General features: G+C 41.2%; 15 protein-coding genes. 12 read left to right on the top strand and 3 right to left on the bottom strand.

Annotated features, from left to right (window positions below; translation table 11 throughout):
• The first annotated feature begins 80 nt into the window (after positions 1 to 80).
• The 7 genes from I2H87_RS10650 (at position 81) to I2H87_RS10620 (ending at position 8,315) form a co-directional block, all read left to right on the top strand.
• Positions 81 to 1,400, top strand: a complete 1,320-nt coding sequence (locus I2H87_RS10650) for an ABC transporter substrate-binding protein (RefSeq protein WP_195609927.1) — start codon at positions 81 to 83, stop codon at positions 1,398 to 1,400.
• Between the two features lie 166 nt (positions 1,401 to 1,566).
• Positions 1,567 to 2,874 carry an alpha-L-fucosidase gene (locus I2H87_RS10645; protein WP_054705511.1) on the top strand — a complete coding sequence of 436 codons (1,308 nt, stop codon included), beginning with the start codon at positions 1,567 to 1,569 and terminating at the stop codon, positions 2,872 to 2,874.
• A 14-nt stretch (positions 2,875 to 2,888) separates the two neighbouring features.
• On the top strand, positions 2,889 to 3,767 hold the full coding sequence (locus I2H87_RS10640; protein ID WP_009267065.1) for a carbohydrate ABC transporter permease: 879 nt from the start codon (positions 2,889 to 2,891) through the stop codon (positions 3,765 to 3,767).
• 13 nt (positions 3,768 to 3,780) lie between these two features.
• Positions 3,781 to 4,608: a carbohydrate ABC transporter permease gene (locus I2H87_RS10635; protein WP_009267064.1), complete on the top strand. Its 828-nt coding sequence runs from the start codon at positions 3,781 to 3,783 to the stop codon at positions 4,606 to 4,608.
• Positions 4,609 to 4,615: 7 nt separating this feature from the next.
• Positions 4,616 to 6,136, top strand: coding sequence for an FGGY-family carbohydrate kinase (locus tag I2H87_RS10630; protein WP_195609925.1), 1,521 nt, complete (start codon positions 4,616 to 4,618; stop codon positions 6,134 to 6,136).
• Positions 6,133 to 7,236 carry an L-ascorbate 6-phosphate lactonase gene (ulaG, locus tag I2H87_RS10625; RefSeq protein ID WP_009267062.1) on the top strand — a complete coding sequence of 368 codons (1,104 nt, stop codon included), beginning with the start codon at positions 6,133 to 6,135 and terminating at the stop codon, positions 7,234 to 7,236. Before I2H87_RS10630 ends, ulaG begins: the two co-directional genes overlap by 4 nt.
• Before the next feature lie 17 nt (positions 7,237 to 7,253).
• Positions 7,254 to 8,315 (top strand): hypothetical protein, encoded by a 1,062-nt coding sequence (locus I2H87_RS10620; RefSeq protein WP_009267061.1) that lies wholly within the window; start codon positions 7,254 to 7,256, stop codon positions 8,313 to 8,315.
• Positions 8,316 to 8,389: 74 nt separating this feature from the next.
• Here the strand turns inward: I2H87_RS10620 and I2H87_RS10615 are convergent, their stop codons facing one another.
• On the bottom strand, positions 8,390 to 8,932 hold the full coding sequence (locus tag I2H87_RS10615; protein ID WP_009267060.1) for a rubredoxin-like domain-containing protein: 543 nt from the start codon (positions 8,930 to 8,932) through the stop codon (positions 8,390 to 8,392).
• Between the two features lie 33 nt (positions 8,933 to 8,965).
• On the bottom strand, positions 8,966 to 9,361 hold the full coding sequence (locus I2H87_RS10610; protein ID WP_009267059.1) for a Fur family transcriptional regulator: 396 nt from the start codon (positions 9,359 to 9,361) through the stop codon (positions 8,966 to 8,968).
• A gap of 520 nt (positions 9,362 to 9,881) precedes the next feature.
• Here I2H87_RS10610 and I2H87_RS10605 point away from each other — a divergent pair.
• Together I2H87_RS10605 and I2H87_RS10600 are read left to right on the top strand one after the other, a co-directional pair.
• Positions 9,882 to 11,009: a C40 family peptidase gene (locus I2H87_RS10605; protein ID WP_009267058.1), complete on the top strand. Its 1,128-nt coding sequence runs from the start codon at positions 9,882 to 9,884 to the stop codon at positions 11,007 to 11,009.
• 536 nt (positions 11,010 to 11,545) lie between these two features.
• Entirely contained in the window at positions 11,546 to 11,755 is a 210-nt protein-coding gene (locus I2H87_RS10600) for a DUF1858 domain-containing protein (protein ID WP_009267057.1), read from the top strand.
• 130 nt (positions 11,756 to 11,885) lie between these two features.
• On the opposite strand, the gene I2H87_RS10595 is transcribed toward I2H87_RS10600, so the two are convergent.
• Complete coding sequence (locus tag I2H87_RS10595; RefSeq protein ID WP_009267056.1) at positions 11,886 to 12,614, bottom strand: adaptor protein MecA; 729 nt, start codon at positions 12,612 to 12,614, stop codon at positions 11,886 to 11,888.
• Between the two features lie 504 nt (positions 12,615 to 13,118).
• On the opposite strand from I2H87_RS10595, the gene I2H87_RS10590 reads away from it, so the two are divergent.
• The 3 genes from I2H87_RS10590 to I2H87_RS10580 all read left to right on the top strand — a co-directional run bounded on the left by I2H87_RS10590 (position 13,119) and on the right by I2H87_RS10580 (position 16,570).
• Positions 13,119 to 13,406 carry a hypothetical protein gene (locus I2H87_RS10590; RefSeq protein WP_009267055.1) on the top strand — a complete coding sequence of 96 codons (288 nt, stop codon included), beginning with the start codon at positions 13,119 to 13,121 and terminating at the stop codon, positions 13,404 to 13,406.
• A gap of 158 nt (positions 13,407 to 13,564) precedes the next feature.
• The gene (locus tag I2H87_RS10585; protein WP_009267054.1) at positions 13,565 to 15,751 is read left to right on the top strand and encodes a glycosyl hydrolase family 18 protein; all 2,187 of its coding nucleotides are present in this window, start codon (positions 13,565 to 13,567) and stop codon (positions 15,749 to 15,751) included.
• A 63-nt stretch (positions 15,752 to 15,814) separates the two neighbouring features.
• Positions 15,815 to 16,570: an N-acetylmuramoyl-L-alanine amidase family protein gene (locus I2H87_RS10580; RefSeq protein WP_243273919.1), complete on the top strand. Its 756-nt coding sequence runs from the start codon at positions 15,815 to 15,817 to the stop codon at positions 16,568 to 16,570.
• The last annotated feature ends 32 nt before the right edge of the window (positions 16,571 to 16,602 follow it).

Raw genomic sequence — 16,602 nt, 5'->3', positions numbered from 1 at the left:
GTAAAAAGATACAATTAAAACAACAAAAGAACAATTATAGATTCGTAAAGACTGTTTTGAACAGAGAAAAGGAGGAAACAATGAAAAAAGCATTGAAAAAAGGGATTGCCTGTACGCTGGGAGCTGCAATGATATTTTCACTCACAGCTTGTGGAGGTAGTTCTGGCAATGGATCGGAAAAAGGTGATGGATCAAAAGGCGAAAATATTGAGATTCGCTTAACGTCACGTTGGGGTGGAGAGGAAACATTGTCTAAGTATTTTAATCAGAAGATAGAAGAATTTAATGAACTTGATAATGGAATTACAATTGTAGCGGACAATGTAACGGACGAACAGCAATACTTTGATAAGTTGAGTTCTCAGTTTGGTGCAGGAACACAGCCTAATGTTTTTATCAACTATGGTGGAACAAGCATTAAGGACTACATAGACGGTGGTGTCCTGTTAGATTTGGAACCATATTTTGAGGAAGATCCGGAGTGGCGTGATTCATTTCTTCCATTGTTTGATAACTGGCAGGATGGAGAGGCAACTTATGGCGTTCCGGTAATGTTGTATCAGATTTTGTTATATTACAATACGGATATTCTGAGTGCAAATGGAATTGAAGAGCCTAAAACAATCGAGGAACTGGAAGCTGCCTGTGATAAATTAGTTGCAGCAGGAATTACACCATTCCAGTTAGGAGAAAGCAGTAATTTCCGGGCGGGACATTTATTGAATAATCTTTGTTATAAAGCATACGGCGGAGACATTGCTGATAAGCTGGCAAGCAGAGAAATAAATTATGATTCAGAAGAAATGTTGGAGATGTATGCAAAGATTCAGGAATGGAACGAGAAGGGGTATTTTGGAAGTAATCCACTTAGTGTAGACAATAATGGTGAGAAAGCAGCGTTTCTTTCCGGTGAAAGTGCTTTTCGCTATGATGGAGCATGGTTTGTAGGTGAGATTACCGGAACAGAGGTAGATGGAAAAGTAGATGTAACTGCATTTCCGTATTTTGCAGAGAAAGAAGAATATAAAGCTTGTGTACAGGGCGGATCCGGACAGGGATTTTCCATCACGGACAGCGGAGATGAAGCAGTGAATGACGCCGCAGTTGAAGTTGTAAAATATCTGACATCGAAAGACTATTATGCCGGATTGGAAAAGGCAAGCAATGGCGGTATTTATCCGGTGAAATTTGAGTCAGATCCGGAAACAGAGATTGACGATATGACCGTAAAAATCAAAGGGATTGTAGATGAAGCAGAAGAATTTCACGGTGATATGCAGGAAATCGATCCGGAAACACATATGTTAAATACAGTAAGAACCGCGCTGCAGGGATTATTCCTTGATGGAACACCGGAGAGTTGCGGAGAAGAAATCGTTTCACAAGAAGAAGTAAAGTAAAGCACGCAAGAGTATATAAAATTAGCAGAGAGGGGAGCTGTTGCAACAATACCAGACAGGTTTCGCAGCAGCTCCTGTTTTTTACAAAAAAGAGGATAGTGTCGGTGTACAAGGGGCGGAATGCCATTTTGCTCCGATCGTAAGGAAAATTGTAAGGAGAGGAAGAATGGATAAGAGATTTCAACATGTAAAATGGATGATGGACGCCAGATTTGGTTTGTTTATTCATTGGGGGCTATATTGCATCAATGGTGTGACGGAGTGGAAGCGCTCCTATGAACGTTTATCGATAGAAGAATACGAACAATATTTTGAGGAATTTAATCCGGTTGACTTTAATCCGAGAGAATGGGCGAAGATGGCTAGAGAAGCAGGGATGCGGTATGCGGTTTTGACAGTCAAACACCATGAAGGATTTTGTCTTTTTGATTCAGCATACACGGATTATAAATCAACAAATACAAAATGCGGGCGCGATCTTGCAAGAGAGTTCGCGGAAGCCTTTCGGGCAGAGGGACTTGGTGTGGGATTTTATTACTCGTTGTTTGACTGGCATCATCCGGATTATCATCATTATGGAGATCTGTATCATCCAATGAGGGATAATGAAGCGTATAAAGATTATCAATATGATTTTAACCGGTATCTGGAATATATGCATAATCAGATCCGTGAACTGTGCACGAATTACGGGAAAATAGATATCTTATGGTTTGATAATTCCTATGGAGAAATGCGGGGAGAAAAATGGAAAGCAACAGAACTGGTTTCTATGATCCGAAGTCTTCAGCCGGATATAGTCATAAACAACCGATTGGAATGTAATGCTTCGGCAAAAGGCAGTATCAGCACTGCAAATCCTACGGTATATGCCGGTGATTTTGTGGCGCCGGAACAGATTATTCCACCGGAGGGGATTCTGGATGATATGGGGAATGATCTTCCGTGGGAAGCTTGCTGCACGATGAATAATAGTTGGTGCTATACTCCGAATCCGTATAATTATAAAGATGCGAAATGTCTGATCCGTAAATTAGTGGAATGTGTCAGTAAAGGAGGCAATCTTCTTGTTAATATCGGACCGAATGCGCGTGGAAAATTTCCGAAACCGGCAATGAAAGTGTTGAGTGATATGGCGGAATGGTTTGAAGATTATGGAAAATCTATCTGGAATTGCGGAAAAGCAGGGCTTGGAAAACCGGATTGGGGATATTATACAAGAAATGGAAATTATGTATATGCGCATTTACTTCAACAGGAAATAGGACCGATCGCCTTGAATATACCGACAGAAAAAATAAAAAAAATCAGAAGAGTATCAGATGGATCTGAGGTATTGATCGTCAGACCGTGGGTGACGGAGCTATTTCCAGAGTATACATTCATTAATTTTCAAGAACCGATTCAGGGAACATTTCTTTTGGAAAATGAAATTGATACGGTGCTGGAAATTGAGTTAAAAGAAGAATACTGAAAGGAGAGAAGATCATGGTAAAGAAGAGGAAGAATCTTGTCTGGTCGATTGCATTTATCTTGCCGGCCCTCAGCTTGTTATTTGTATTTTTGCTTTATCCCGTTTTTGAGGCGGTAAAACTTTCCTTTTATAAGTGGACGGGAATCGCAAGTGCCAAACCGATTTTTATCGGATTGGAAAACTATAAGGCAGTATTTCAGTCGCCAAATTTCTGGCTGTCGATGCGAAACGCCTTGTTCTTTATGATTGGAGGATTTTTAATTTTGATGCCGCTTGCGTTTTTGCTGGCAAAAATTATTACATCAAGTATCCGTGGAGTGAAATTTTTTAAAGTATCTTATTATCTTCCGGTCATGCTTCCGGTAACAGCAGTTGGCTTGATATGGGTTTATATGCTTCAGCCGGATTGGGGATTGGTCAATTCTCTTTTGGAAAAGGTTGGACTTAGTGAATGGGCAATGAATTGGCTGGGAACGCCAACATTAAATGTTGTTTCGGTTGTTCTTGTCAATGAATGGATTTTTGCCGGATTTAATATGCTGATTTTTGCGGCGGGTCTTGTTTCGATTCCGCAGGATGTGTATGAATCAGCAAAAATCGACGGAGCAAGCAAGTTTAAAACATTAATCTATATTACGCTTCCGTTGATGAAAGAATCATTTAAAGTATTTTCTGTTCTTTGTATCTGCGGATGTTTGAAGACGTTTGATCTGATGTTTGCAATGACAGGCGGCGGACCGAATCACACATCGGAAGTTCCTGCTACATTATTGTATACGGAAGCGTTTAGTTCTAAGAATTTCGGACGGGGAAATGCGATCGGGGTTGTGATCCTGGTGCTCGGAATGGTTTTGAGTATTGGTTTGAATAAAGCGATGAAATCAGAAGATTAAGGAGGAAAATACCATGAAAAAATTAAAAATATCAGATGTTATATTTCGTATATTTGCATGGTTTTGGGCGATCGTAACGCTTTATCCTCTGCTTGTAACCGTGCTTTGTTCATTTAAAGACAACAATGGAATTTATGGGAATATGTTTGCATTTCCGGAAAAGTGGGAGTTTGCGAATTACAAAGATGCTCTCTTATCGGCAAATATGCTGCGGGCAATAGGAAATTCATTGTTGCTTGCTATTTCTACAACGCTTTTAGTTGTTATTGTGGGAATGTTGGCTTCCTATATTTTTGCAAGGATGAAGTATAAATTTTTGACACCATGTTTTATGTTGTTTATGCTGGGCGTTATGATTCCGATCCATACGACGGTAATCCCAATTTCAAGGATTGCGGCAAATTTAGGTGGATATGATAAATATTGGATGCTTGTTCTTGTATATACGACATTTCAACTTCCACAGGCTATTTTTTTGATGACGGGATATATCAGAGGAATCAGCCGTGAATTGGATGAAGCTGCCGTGATCGATGGATGCAGTATGACGCAGATTCTTTTTAAGATCATTTTACCGATTTCCAAACCGATCATTGCAACAGTATCTATCATTTCTTTTGTATATGCATACAGTGAATTGATCTTTTCGGTTATTCTGTTGTCAACGCCGGATAAGTACCCGGTATCCAGAAGTCTGATGTATTTTAAAGGTGATTTTTCCGTACGAATGGGACCGATTTTTGCATCGATCGTTTTGGCGGTACTTCCTTTGACGATTATCTATTTGATGTTCCATGAAAAAGTACAGGCGGGGATGCTTTCCGGTTCTGTGAAAGGATGAGAGAGATATGGAGCAAAACGAAAAAAGGTGTGCAACTCTCGTGATCGATATCGGAACATCAAGTGCAAGACTTCTTGTTATTGACCGGAAAGGAGTGATTTGTACAAAATTTCAGAAAAATTATCCGCTGTATGTTCTGAATGAAAGTACGGCTATTCAAAAGCCGGAAGAGGTTATGAAAAAAATATGGGAAATGTTAAAAGCTGCAGGAGAATGGCTGGGGCAGAATCAAATGGAAGCCGAAGTGATTTCGGTGACGGGGCAGCGTTCTTCTGTTATTCCGGTAGATGAGTACGGAAGTGCAATGACGGAGGCAATTTCATGGCAAGACCGGCGTGCGGCGGAGATTTGCTTAGAATATAAGAACGAATGGAAAAAAATCTATCAGATTACGGGAATGAAATTATCGCCGGTGTTTTCTGCGCCCAAAATGGTCTGGCTCAAAAAAAATAAACCGGAGGTATATCAAAGAGCGTATAAGTTGATTGGATTTCAGGAATATGTGATTTATCAGCTTACCCACCAATTTGCAACGGATCATTCCATAGCCAGCAGGACATCACTTTTTGACATTAAAAAGTTGGAATGGTCAGAGGAACTTCTTTTAATATTTGGTGTAAAAAAAGAAAAGTTGTGTTCGTTGATACCGGTTGGTGGGATTGTTGGAAATACGATAGATGAAGTTTCCAAGTGTTTGAAACAAAGAACATCGATCCCGGTAATTTCAGCCGGAGGGGATCAGCAGTGTGCAGCGCTTGGTCTTGGATGTCTGGAACATGGGGATATGGAAGTGAATTCAGGAACGGGGGCATATGTGATCGGATTATCAGATGTTCCGGTTTTGGATAAAAAGATGAGTGTAAATTGTAATGTTTCAGCAATACCCGGAAAATGGATTGTGGAGGGCGCAGTATTGAGCGCAGGAAAAGCAGCGGCGTGGATGAATGAACAGTTTTTCCCGGAGTCAAAGGGAGATTTTAAAGAATTTTCAAAAGTGTTGGAAGAATCCTGTCCGGGAGCGAATGGCGTAATTGCGTCTACATCATTTTCAGGAAAAGGGACACCACGTTGGAATCCAAGTGTACGGGCAGGATTTATGGGAATTGGATTTGAGAACAATAAGGGAGATTTGGTACGTGCACTCTTAGAGGGAATTGCAGCAGAACTTTCGGAATGTGTGAAAGAAGTAGAGCGTGTCGTTGGCGGAAATCAAAAAAGTATTCTGGCTGCGGGTGGAATGACAGGAAATCCGGTTTATTGCCAGATTCTTTCGGATATGTTTCAAAAAGAGGTGAAAAAACCAAAAGAAATGGAAGCAACCGGGCTAGGTGCGTGGATTTCTGCACAAAAAACGTTGGGAAATGTGGATAATTATCAGGAGGGATATGAACGTTACGCTGAGAATGGAGAGGATCTTTGTTATGAACCAGATCCGGATACAGAAATTTTATATCAAAACACAAATAAATTAAGAAATTACTATGAAGCATTTTATGAGTCATATGAAAAGAAGGAGGCAGAATTATGAGTAGAATTGAGGAGATCACAAGAGAAAATTGGATATTGAATACATTTCCGGAATGGGGAACGTGGCTAAACGAAGAAATCGAAATGGAAGATGTAAAACCGGGAACTGTTGCGATGTGGTGGCTTGGCTGTACCGGAATCTGGGTCAAGACACCGGAAGATTGTAATATCAGTATTGATCTTTGGTGTGGGAATGGAAAGCGTACTCATGGAAATGGAAAGATGGCAGTTGGTCATCAAATGGCAAATATGAGTGGTGCACGGATGATGCAGCCGAATCTTCGGGCAGTTCCGTTTGTACTTGATCCGTTTGCAATTCAAAAAGTGGATGCGGTTCTTGCAACACACTATCATCAGGATCATATGAGTGCAGAGTATGCATCTCATGTGATCAAAGCTGAATTGACAACAGTTGATGAAGATGGAAAGAAAATTCCGGTTCCATTTATTGGTCCGAAAAAATCAGTAGAAACATGGATGAAGTGGGGGGTTCCGGAAGAGCGATGCATAACTGTGAAGCCGGGAGATACGATCAAGATCAAAGATATCGAGATTGTGGTTCTGGATTCATTTGATCGGACCTGCCTTGTGACAACAGACCGTACCGATGAGAACAGAGAGGAACTGACCGGAATTTGTCCGACAGATATGGACGATAAAGCTGTAAATTATTTGATAAAAACTCCGGGGGGAAATATTTATCACAGTGGAGATTCTCATTATTCCATTTATTATGCAAAACACGGAAAAGATTATGACATTGATGTTGCGCTTGGATCATATGGTGAGAATCCTCCGGGAATTATGGACAAAATGACATCCGTAGATATTCTTCGCATGGCGGAAGCACTGCGGTGTGAAGTTGTGATACCGGTACATTATGATGTGTGGACCAACTTTATGGCGGATGTTGACGAGATCAAAATGTTGTATGAAATGAAAAAAGATCGACTGAATTATAAGTTTCATCCATTTTTCTGGGAAGTTGGAGGAAAATATGTATATCCAACCGATAAGGATAAGAAAGCATATCATCACAGACGGGGGTTTGAAGACTGCTTTGAAGCGCCGCAAAATATCCCGTTTCGTTCTTGTATGTAGAAAGAGAGGGGAAAAGTGTGAAGATTAACAAAAAGATTATTTCAAATTTAACAAAATGTTATTCAATAGCACCGCTTCATTATAAAGGAAAGGATTTTTTCCTTGTGGCGGCGGAGAAAACAGATCGCTGTATTCTATTTGATTTAGAAGGAAATGAAGTTGATACAATATGGGAACAGCCGGGTGGCGTTATGAGTATGGTTCAAGTTCCGGGTAGCGATGGTGTATTTCTTGCGACACACCGCTTCTATTCTCCAAATGATTCAAAAGAAGCATCGATCGTTCTTGTCAGACCGCCAAAAGAAAAGGAGAAACAGTGGAGCGTGGAAACACTGGTTTCGCTGCCACATGTACACCGATTTGATATTATAGAGCGGAACGGTATTCATTATTTGATTGCCTGTACATTAAAATCGGGACATGAATATAAGGATGACTGGTCATCTCCGGGAAAAGTATATGGGGCGGTATTACCTGAAAACTTGGGAGAAACCGGAGAGGAACATGCTTTGGAACTTTTTGTGATCAAAGATCAGATGTTAAAGAATCATGGATATTATCGGGTCCGTGAAAATGGATATGATACCAGTGTGATCTCGTCAGAGAACGGAATATTTCGTTTTATACCGCCGGAAAAAGCCGGAGGGGAATGGAAGACCGAAACATTACTTACGATACCGGCAAGTGATGCAGTGCTCGTAGATCTTGATGAGGATGGCGAAGAGGAGCTTGCGGTAATCGCCCCATTTCATGGGGATCAGATCAAAATATACAAAAGGGCGAAAGAGACAGGAAATTTTGAATGTATTTACTCATATGAAAAAACGGCAGAGTTTTGTCATGCGATTTATGGTGGTTCCTTGTGCGGTGAAAATGCGCTTGTGATCGGACATCGAAAAGGAAACAGAGATTTACTTTGCTTTTCTTATGATAAGGAAAAACAAACATATCAAAGTGATGTTATTGATCATGACTGCGGTCCGGCAAATGTCTGGCATTTTGTGAGGGATGGAAAAGATGTGATTGTGTCGACAAACAGAGAGACAGATGAAGTGGCAATGTACGAAATAGAGCGTTGAAACAGTGAGAAATAAGAAGAGAGAAGACCAAGATATACAATTCTCAGTCTTCTCTCTCTTTATTCAGCTGAATCTTAGCCGAAGTATCTCTTCAGAAGTCCCTCGAAAGCTTTTCCGTGACGAGCTTCGTCTCTAGCCATCTCGTGAACTGTATCGTGGATAGCGTCAAGGTTTGCAGCTTTCGCACGTTTAGCAAGGTCAAATTTACCAGCGGTAGCGCCGTTCTCAGCTTCTACTCTCATTTCAAGGTTTTTCTTTGTGCTGTCTGTTACAACTTCTCCAAGAAGCTCAGCGAATTTTGCTGCGTGCTCAGCCTCTTCGTAAGCTGCTTTCTCCCAGTACAGTCCGATTTCCGGATATCCTTCTCTGTGAGCAACTCTAGCCATAGCAAGATACATTCCAACTTCGGAACATTCTCCCTCGAAGTTAGCTCTTAAGTCAGCAAGGATGTCTTCGCTAACGCCCTGAGCAACACCTACAACGTGCTCTGCAGCCCACTCTCTGTCTCCTGTCATCTCTTTAAATTTATCAGCTCCAACATGGCACTGTGGACATTCTGCCGGTGCTGCTTCTCCTTCGTAAACATAACCACATACTGTACATACAAATTTTTTCATAGTTTTGATCTCCTTTTCTTATAAAATATATTGTTATGACTTCTTAATGCAGTCACTGCATTCACCAAAAAAGATGGTGTTGCTGGAATGGATGATGCCGTCGAAGTTATCTGCGGCAGCCTGGTTGATCATCTCGATCTTTTTCATATCCAGATCCAAATCCAGAATTCGTTTGCACTTTGTGCAATAAAAATGATTGTGCGGCTGAGTGCATCCATCAAACCGGTCACCGCCGTCAGGGGCGGTAATCTTGATCGCTTCGCCTAAGTCGGTCAGAAGCTTTAGGTTTCTATAAACTGTTCCCAGACTGATGTTTGGAAACTCCTCCTTCACATGTGTGTAAACTGTGTCGGCAGTTGGATGTTCTTTCGTAGTCGCTAGAAAATGTTTGATGGATTCTCTTTGCCGGCTATATTTTAAATTAGCCATCGGGAATCCTCCTTTAAAACAATAATAGTAACAATTACTGTAATTAAAATATACATGATTAAGAGGGAAATGTCAACCTATTTTTTTCAAAAATTCAGTAAAAATTTTTATCACATTAAGATAGCGTCGGGGTACAAGGGGAGAAACGGTCGATGAAGAGCAAATCTCAGTCTCTTTTCGACTCGCAGACCTCAACCGCGGGTATTTCCCCTTGTACTCCGACGCAACGTAGTTTGCGATCTTTTGCCGCTGACATCTTAATATAGAAGAAATACATTTTTTTCGACAGAAGAATAAAATTTTCAAAATGTTACAAAATAATTAATAATCATTTCTTTTTGATAAGAAATGTTAAAAATAATTATAGAAAATGTCGAGCTGTGATGTATGAAAAAGGCTTTAAACAGGTTGACATAGAGTGAGTGAGTTGTTATAATGACAACGTAATAAAATTTAATAAATGTGTAACATTTAGAACTTCCTACAAAAGATAAAGACAGAACAAGGCAGGAGGTTTTATATGAGAACTACACACAAAAGGCAAAATTGGATTCTGCCCGCAATCGTAGGGGCAGTGATGATCCCGGGGAGTGCAATGACGGCTCAGGCAGCGGAGGAAGAACATGGAACTTCTTCACCTTTGCCGATTGCAGGGATCGAATCGGTACTGGAAGAGTGTTATGAAGTAAATGTGAAAGAAAATATAGATTTGTATCTGGTACCGACAGAACAGGGTGAGTATGTGAACAGGGCATTTTCTAATACAAGTGATTTTACTTATATTAGAAGTGCCCCGGATGAAACAAGTGACTGGACCGGAAAACTTTACAGTGATTCGACGGCAACGGTGTTGGAGTACAGCGACGGCTGGATAAAGATCCAATCGGGAAATGCAGTCGGATATGTTCCGGATTCAGCATTATATACAGGAGATGAAGCGCAAAGACGCGCGGAAGAATATGAAAAGCCGGAAGCGACTGTTCTCGCGCAGGTATTGAATGTGAGAAGCGGGCAGGGAACGGATACTGCAATTCTTACACAGGTCACATTCGGTCAGCAGTATGAAGTGACCGGAGATGCGGTGGATAACTGGTATCCGGTGAAAGCAGGAGCTACGGATGGCTGGGTAAGCGGAGAATATATAGAAATATCAACAGATTATTCTTATGGAGAAACAAGAGAAGAGGAGAGTAGACGGATCGCGGAAGAAACAGCGGCGGTTACGGTCTCTTCTACAGAAGCTATAGATACCGAGGCAGTTTTGGCAGGAAAAGTGACTTCCGGGGTCGGGAATACAGAAAATGCGACCGGAGGTCAGGCGGTGATCGACTTTGCATGTCAGTTTATCGGAAATCCCTATGTGTGGGGTGGGACGAGCCTGACAAATGGGGCGGATTGTTCCGGATTTGTTCAGGCTGTATATGCGAATTTCGGAATCAGTCTTCCAAGAACGACATGGGATATGGTCGGGGTAGGTTATGAGGTAAGTTACGATGAAGCGTTGCCGGGTGACATCGTTCTTTACGATGGGCATGTGGGTCTCTATATGGGAGATGGAAATATCGTCAATGCGATGAATGAGACAGATGGAATTGGAATCTGCAGTGCGCAGTATGCGCCGATCGTCACAATACGCCGGGTTTTATAAGAAGAGAAAACAGGAAGACATCACTTTTTTATGAGGTGATGTCTTTCTTTTATAAGTAGAAAAAGAAATTCACAGATAACTTGTTTTATGAAAAAAGAAAAAGTATTTTGCAGTTTTAAATGCATGAAAAAATGATAATATGCAAAGTGCACAAATTAAGGTGAAAATGTAAAAAAAAGTCGAATGAACGAAAAGAATAGTTTTCAACTTATCCACATTCAAAATATCAAAAAATGTGGAAAAAAAGTGTGTTATACAAAAGTTATCCACATTATCCACATAAAAAGGTGTGAATTATGTGAATTACTTTGAATAAAAAAAGAACGCGTGTTTTGGTTACATATCATGAAAATTATATTTTGTCGAAAAAAAGAAAGAAAGATGTTGACTTTTAAGTAGTCTAAAAGTGATATGCAGAATATAGACAATTCAGAATATTCACATACTTATAGTTCGTGGTTGATAATTTTAAAATTAGAGATTATAATAAACCGTAGTGTTGTTAAAACAACTGAACAATAAAGGAGGAAATAGAAATGGCAGAGATTTCTAAGAATACAACAATCGGTGAACTGTTAACAGTATTTCCGGAGGCTGCTCCGATCCTGATGGAGATTGGAATGCACTGTCTTGGCTGCCCGTCTGCACAGATGGAATCTTTGGAAGAGGCTGCAATGGTCCATGGAATCGATGCAGATCTGCTCGTAGAGAAGATTAATGCTGCAAAGAAAGCGATGCAGGCTTAATCTTAAAATTTAAAGAAAAATATCGAATAAGAAAAACCGCAGCAGAAATCATTTCGGAGGTCACAAAGGATCTTTTGTTTTTGATTTCTGTTGCGGTTTTCGTTATGTGAATAACCGATATGTTTTTAACTTAGAGTGCGGATAATTTTTGGATTGCATCAGCCGCAATGGTGATTTCACAATGCTCTTCCAGAAAAGCGAGCACGGAAGCACTTGCTTTTTCCTGAGCGCCGAATTCAGAGAGCATGTTGCAGACTTTGCTGAACTCCTGTTTTGTGTGCTCGGATGGCGTAAGAGCAAGAAGATACATGTCATTTGCCGAATCACGATATAAAGTGTTGGCGCCCTGATACATCGGTGCGATCAGGCGTGCTGCACAGATGACCAGATCGATCGTCTCAAAGGAGAAAAGCTTTACAGGGATCGGTGTAGGTTCTGCACTGTCTGTTTTCCTGGAAGCAGATTTTTCTACGCTGGACGCTGCATCTTTTACTTTGTTGAGCAGATCCATAAATTCTTCTGCACCCTCCAGCTTGCTGAGCGGTTCGCGGGTCTTTCCATCCGCATCTCCGGCAGAAGTAAACTTGGAAAATCTGGTGTCTAATTCTTCCGGATCCTCCACTTTCGTTATGATCAGGACAATCGAATCAGCAGAAGCAGGAATCGCTTCGATCATCAGTGGAATATCTTCAGCTTCAAAACCAAAGTCAAAAGATGCCTGCTGCATCATGTCACGAAACAATGACTTCGCTTTTTCCGTACCATATGCAAGTTCACTTAGTTTTAGATGGCGTTCCGCCAGATCAGCATGTGTCAAAGTGCAGCGAATCTGATTTTCATTCAGTTTTTCAATCTTCATATGATCACATCCTTCAATGATTAGAAAATATATTTATTCCATAATAGTATAAACAAAAATTTGCAGGATGTAAAGAAAAAAGAAAAGGAAGAAATTGACATTGGAGATTTCTTTACACATGATGTGAATAAAATGAAATTCCGTGCAACGTATTTATCAACAAATTCACAACGGTTTTAAACAAGAAACACATTGAAAAAGAGAAAAATGCGGATATATAATAGCGGCACAGAGGATAGCTTTTGATCAGTGAGTGTCAAAAAATCATGAAAGGAGGGGCACGGAGATTGCTGTATCAGTGAATCTGGCAATATTCTGTTAATAGTTCAATATATTTCGATGTTCCGTTTTCTGGAACAAATCAAAAGAATGTGAGAAGTTAAAGAACGACTCTGCTATCTTCCTGCTGCATGAACATTCAGCGGTATGTCACGAAACTTCCGGTTGGTCTGTAAGATGCAGTTTTTATAGCTGATCCGAGTCGTTATGGAAAGGAGCAGTGTAATGAAAAAAGATAGTGCGGTATATGAAAACCTGTATACGGAACTGGAGGATTATGAGAAGAAAGGAGTCTGTATATTGATTGACGGGAACAGTGCGAGTCCGATGCAGGTAGTACGGCAGCATATGGTTCGTGAAGCCGGAAGTTATATGCGGGATTATGAAATTGATCCGGAGGGTCATATTGAATCACTTTCTTTTGTAAATATCAACGAAAAGTATCGAAAGAACAGAAGACAGAAAGGTCAAAGAGCAGCCAGACGCAATTCCCCCTTTATTCAGAATGGTTGAAGACTCTGTATTCGAGGAATAAAAAGCGTAACATGTAAAGAAGTTCGTTAGAAATAGTTTGAATTGGCTGAAATGTTACAAAATCTTTGCTAAAATAGTAAAATTATAATGACGTATAAAAAAAATATGATATAATAAGGTCTAACAGGAGGTGCCGCATGGACGAAAGAGGAAACAGAGAAAATGATTTCCTGAATCAGAGGACCAGGCAGCAGGGTACAGTCAGACGCCCAGGCAGCAGCGACCAAAGACCGGGAAGTTCAGGAACAGGAGAATATAGAATATCAGGCAGCAGGGAAACGACCCAGCACGATGAAAGCTGGCGCGGAATGTCGAGCCGGAATCCGTCAGCATCTTATACGCAGGACGGAAAAGAATGGAGCAGAGTGAATGCTGGAAACAGACAGCGGATTGGCGGAACCGGTGCAGAGCCTATGAGGAATGGCAGTACAAATTCCGGATCTTCGAGAAGCGGATCTGCGAATGCGGGCGGAAATCGAAGCAGAAATGTCAGTCGCAGCAGGGGTAGTGCAGGAGCACAGCCGGGCGGTCAGCGTCCAAAGAGAAGAAGCAGCCGGGCGAGGAGAAGAAGACGCAATCTTCTGATCAGGATGTTTTTGCTGATTGCTGTCATCGTAGGAATTGCAGGAGGCGTTTTTATCTGGCAGCGATACGGTCCGTCGAAAGAGAAAGCTGATTTAGAACAATATTACGGGCTGACAGGAGAAGACTCTCTTGCACTTGTTGTCAACGATCAGGTGATAAAAGGAGAAGACAGCGGTCATGTAGTCGGAAAGATGATCGATGGAGAGCCGTATATTGAATATTCTGTGGTAAGAAAGTTTATCAATGAACGTTTTTACTGGGATCCGAACGAAAGTGTTATGCTTTATACGTTACCGAATGGGAATGTTTCGGTTACTGTCGGCAGCAAAGAGTATACAGAAGTTACAGAAAAGAAAAGTGAAGATTTTATAATCCTGAAAACTGAAGGAAGAACAGCATATATCGCACTTCCGTTTATTCAGCAGTACACCAATCTGGATTACAGTGTTTATAAGAATCCGGACAGAGTCGTCGTTACGAGTGACTGGGGTAAGATCCAGACTTCGGTATTAAAACGGGATACAGAAGTACGTTATCAAGGCGGAGTAAAGAGCCCGATTCTGACGGAAGTCAAGAAAGCAGATAAAGTTACGGTGCTAGAAGATGAAGATGATTGGAAGAAAGTAGCGACAGCGGATGGATTTATCGGATATGTGAAGACGAACGCTTTGAAAAAAGTTGTGGAGGAAGAAACTTCCAGAGAGTTTACAGAACTGGAGTATACGAATATTTCAATGAATCAGACGATCAATATGGCATGGCACAATGTGGACAATGCAGAAGCCAACAGCTATGTACTGGAGACGATCGCAGGAACCAAAGGTTTGACGACGATCGCTCCGACTTGGTTCAGTATTGCCGATACAAACGGTAATATCAATTCTCTTGCAAGTTCGGATTATGTGAATTATGCGCATCAGTCTAATTTGGATGTATGGGCAGTGCTTCGAGATTTCCATGGAGGAATCAACTCATATGAGGAGACGTATGAAGTGCTCAGCTATACGTCAAAGCGCGAGACATTGATCAATCAGGTGATCGCAGCAGCTCTTCAGTCGGGAATCGACGGGATCAATCTGGATTTTGAACTGATCTCCGAAGAGTGCGGCGAGCATTATATCCAGTTCGTCCGTGAACTGTCGGTAAAATGCCGTCAGAATGGACTTGTATTTTCAGTGGATAATTATGTACCGCAGCCGTACAATGGACATTATAGTCTGGAAGAACAGGGAATCATGGCAGATTATGTTGTGATCATGGCATATGATGAACATACAGAGGGATCTTATGAAGCCGGCTCAGTGGCATCGTATGGTTATGTAGAACAGGGAATCAAAGATGCTTTGAAATCTGTGCCGAAAGAGAAAGTGGTTATCGGCGTTCCATTGTATACACGGTTATGGTTTGAAACACCGAAAACGGATGCAGAGATGGATGCGAGTGAGGGAGAGGCAGCAAATTATGCCAATAAAGTCACAAGCACAGCGATGGGTATGGATGAAGCACAGCAGATTTTGCAGTCGGCCGGCGTACAGGCAGAATGGAATGATACAGACAAGCAATACTATGCGGAATGGGAAGCAGACGGCGGAGTCTATAAGATCTGGCTGGAAGATACCGCTTCTCTGGAAGAAAAACTGAAACTGATCAAGAGCAATCAGCTTGCAGGTGTTGCAGAGTGGAAACTTGGCTGGGAAAATTCCAGCATATGGGATTTGATTCTCCAATATGTAAATTAACGGAAAAGGACATCTCCTTTTGGCATATATATGGAATATATGTATGCGAAAGGGGATGTTTTTTTGCGTTTTAAAGGAAAAATGAAAGAGAAGATCAAAGGGAAAAAAATAGTAGTCGTCAGGAAAATGGGGATTCTGTTATTAATGGCTGCGCTTGCCGGGATCATCGTAGTCAGTCAGAAAACCGGGGAATATCTGAATTCCCGAAATAAAAAAGAGGTGGAAACAAGCGGAAAATTAAAGGAGAAAGCAGAGAAAGAAGAACAGACGGTTATTTTGGATTCCGGGCATGGGGGGCGCGATCCCGGAAAAATTGGGACACAGGGAACAAAGGAAAAGGAAATGAACCTGTGCATCGCAAAAAAAGTAGAACGGCATCTGAAAGAAGCTGGGATCACGGTGATCATGACGAGAACGGACGATGCCGGGATGGCAGATTCACAGGTGGAAGATTTGAAAGAGAGAGTAAAACTGATCAATGAAACGAAACCGGTGCTTGCAGTCAGTATCCATCAGAACAGCTATCCGGATCCAAGCGTTTTCGGAACACAGATTTTTTATTATACACATTCAAGGGAGGGAGAAAATGCCGCAAAGGTCGTACAGGAAGCACTTCAGAAAGTGGAACTGCAGAAAAACAGGGAAATAAAAGCAAACGATACATATTATATGCTGAAAAAGACAGAACCTCCGGTGCTGATCGTTGAATGTGGTTTTTTGAGTAATCCGGAAGAAGAAGCGTTACTTTGCGAGGATGCATATCAGGAGAAGCTTGCGGAGGGGATTGCAAACGGAATTTTATCGTATTTGCAAATTTAGTTCGTCTTTCTGCCATAATAATGGTATAATGA

Origin of the sequence: Mediterraneibacter glycyrrhizinilyticus, from assembly GCF_015560805.1 — a bacterium.
Lineage (GTDB): Bacteria > Bacillota > Clostridia > Lachnospirales > Lachnospiraceae > Schaedlerella > Schaedlerella glycyrrhizinilytica_A.
Note: the sequence above shows the minus strand (reverse complement) of the source record. Positions and strands in the feature narration are given on the sequence as shown.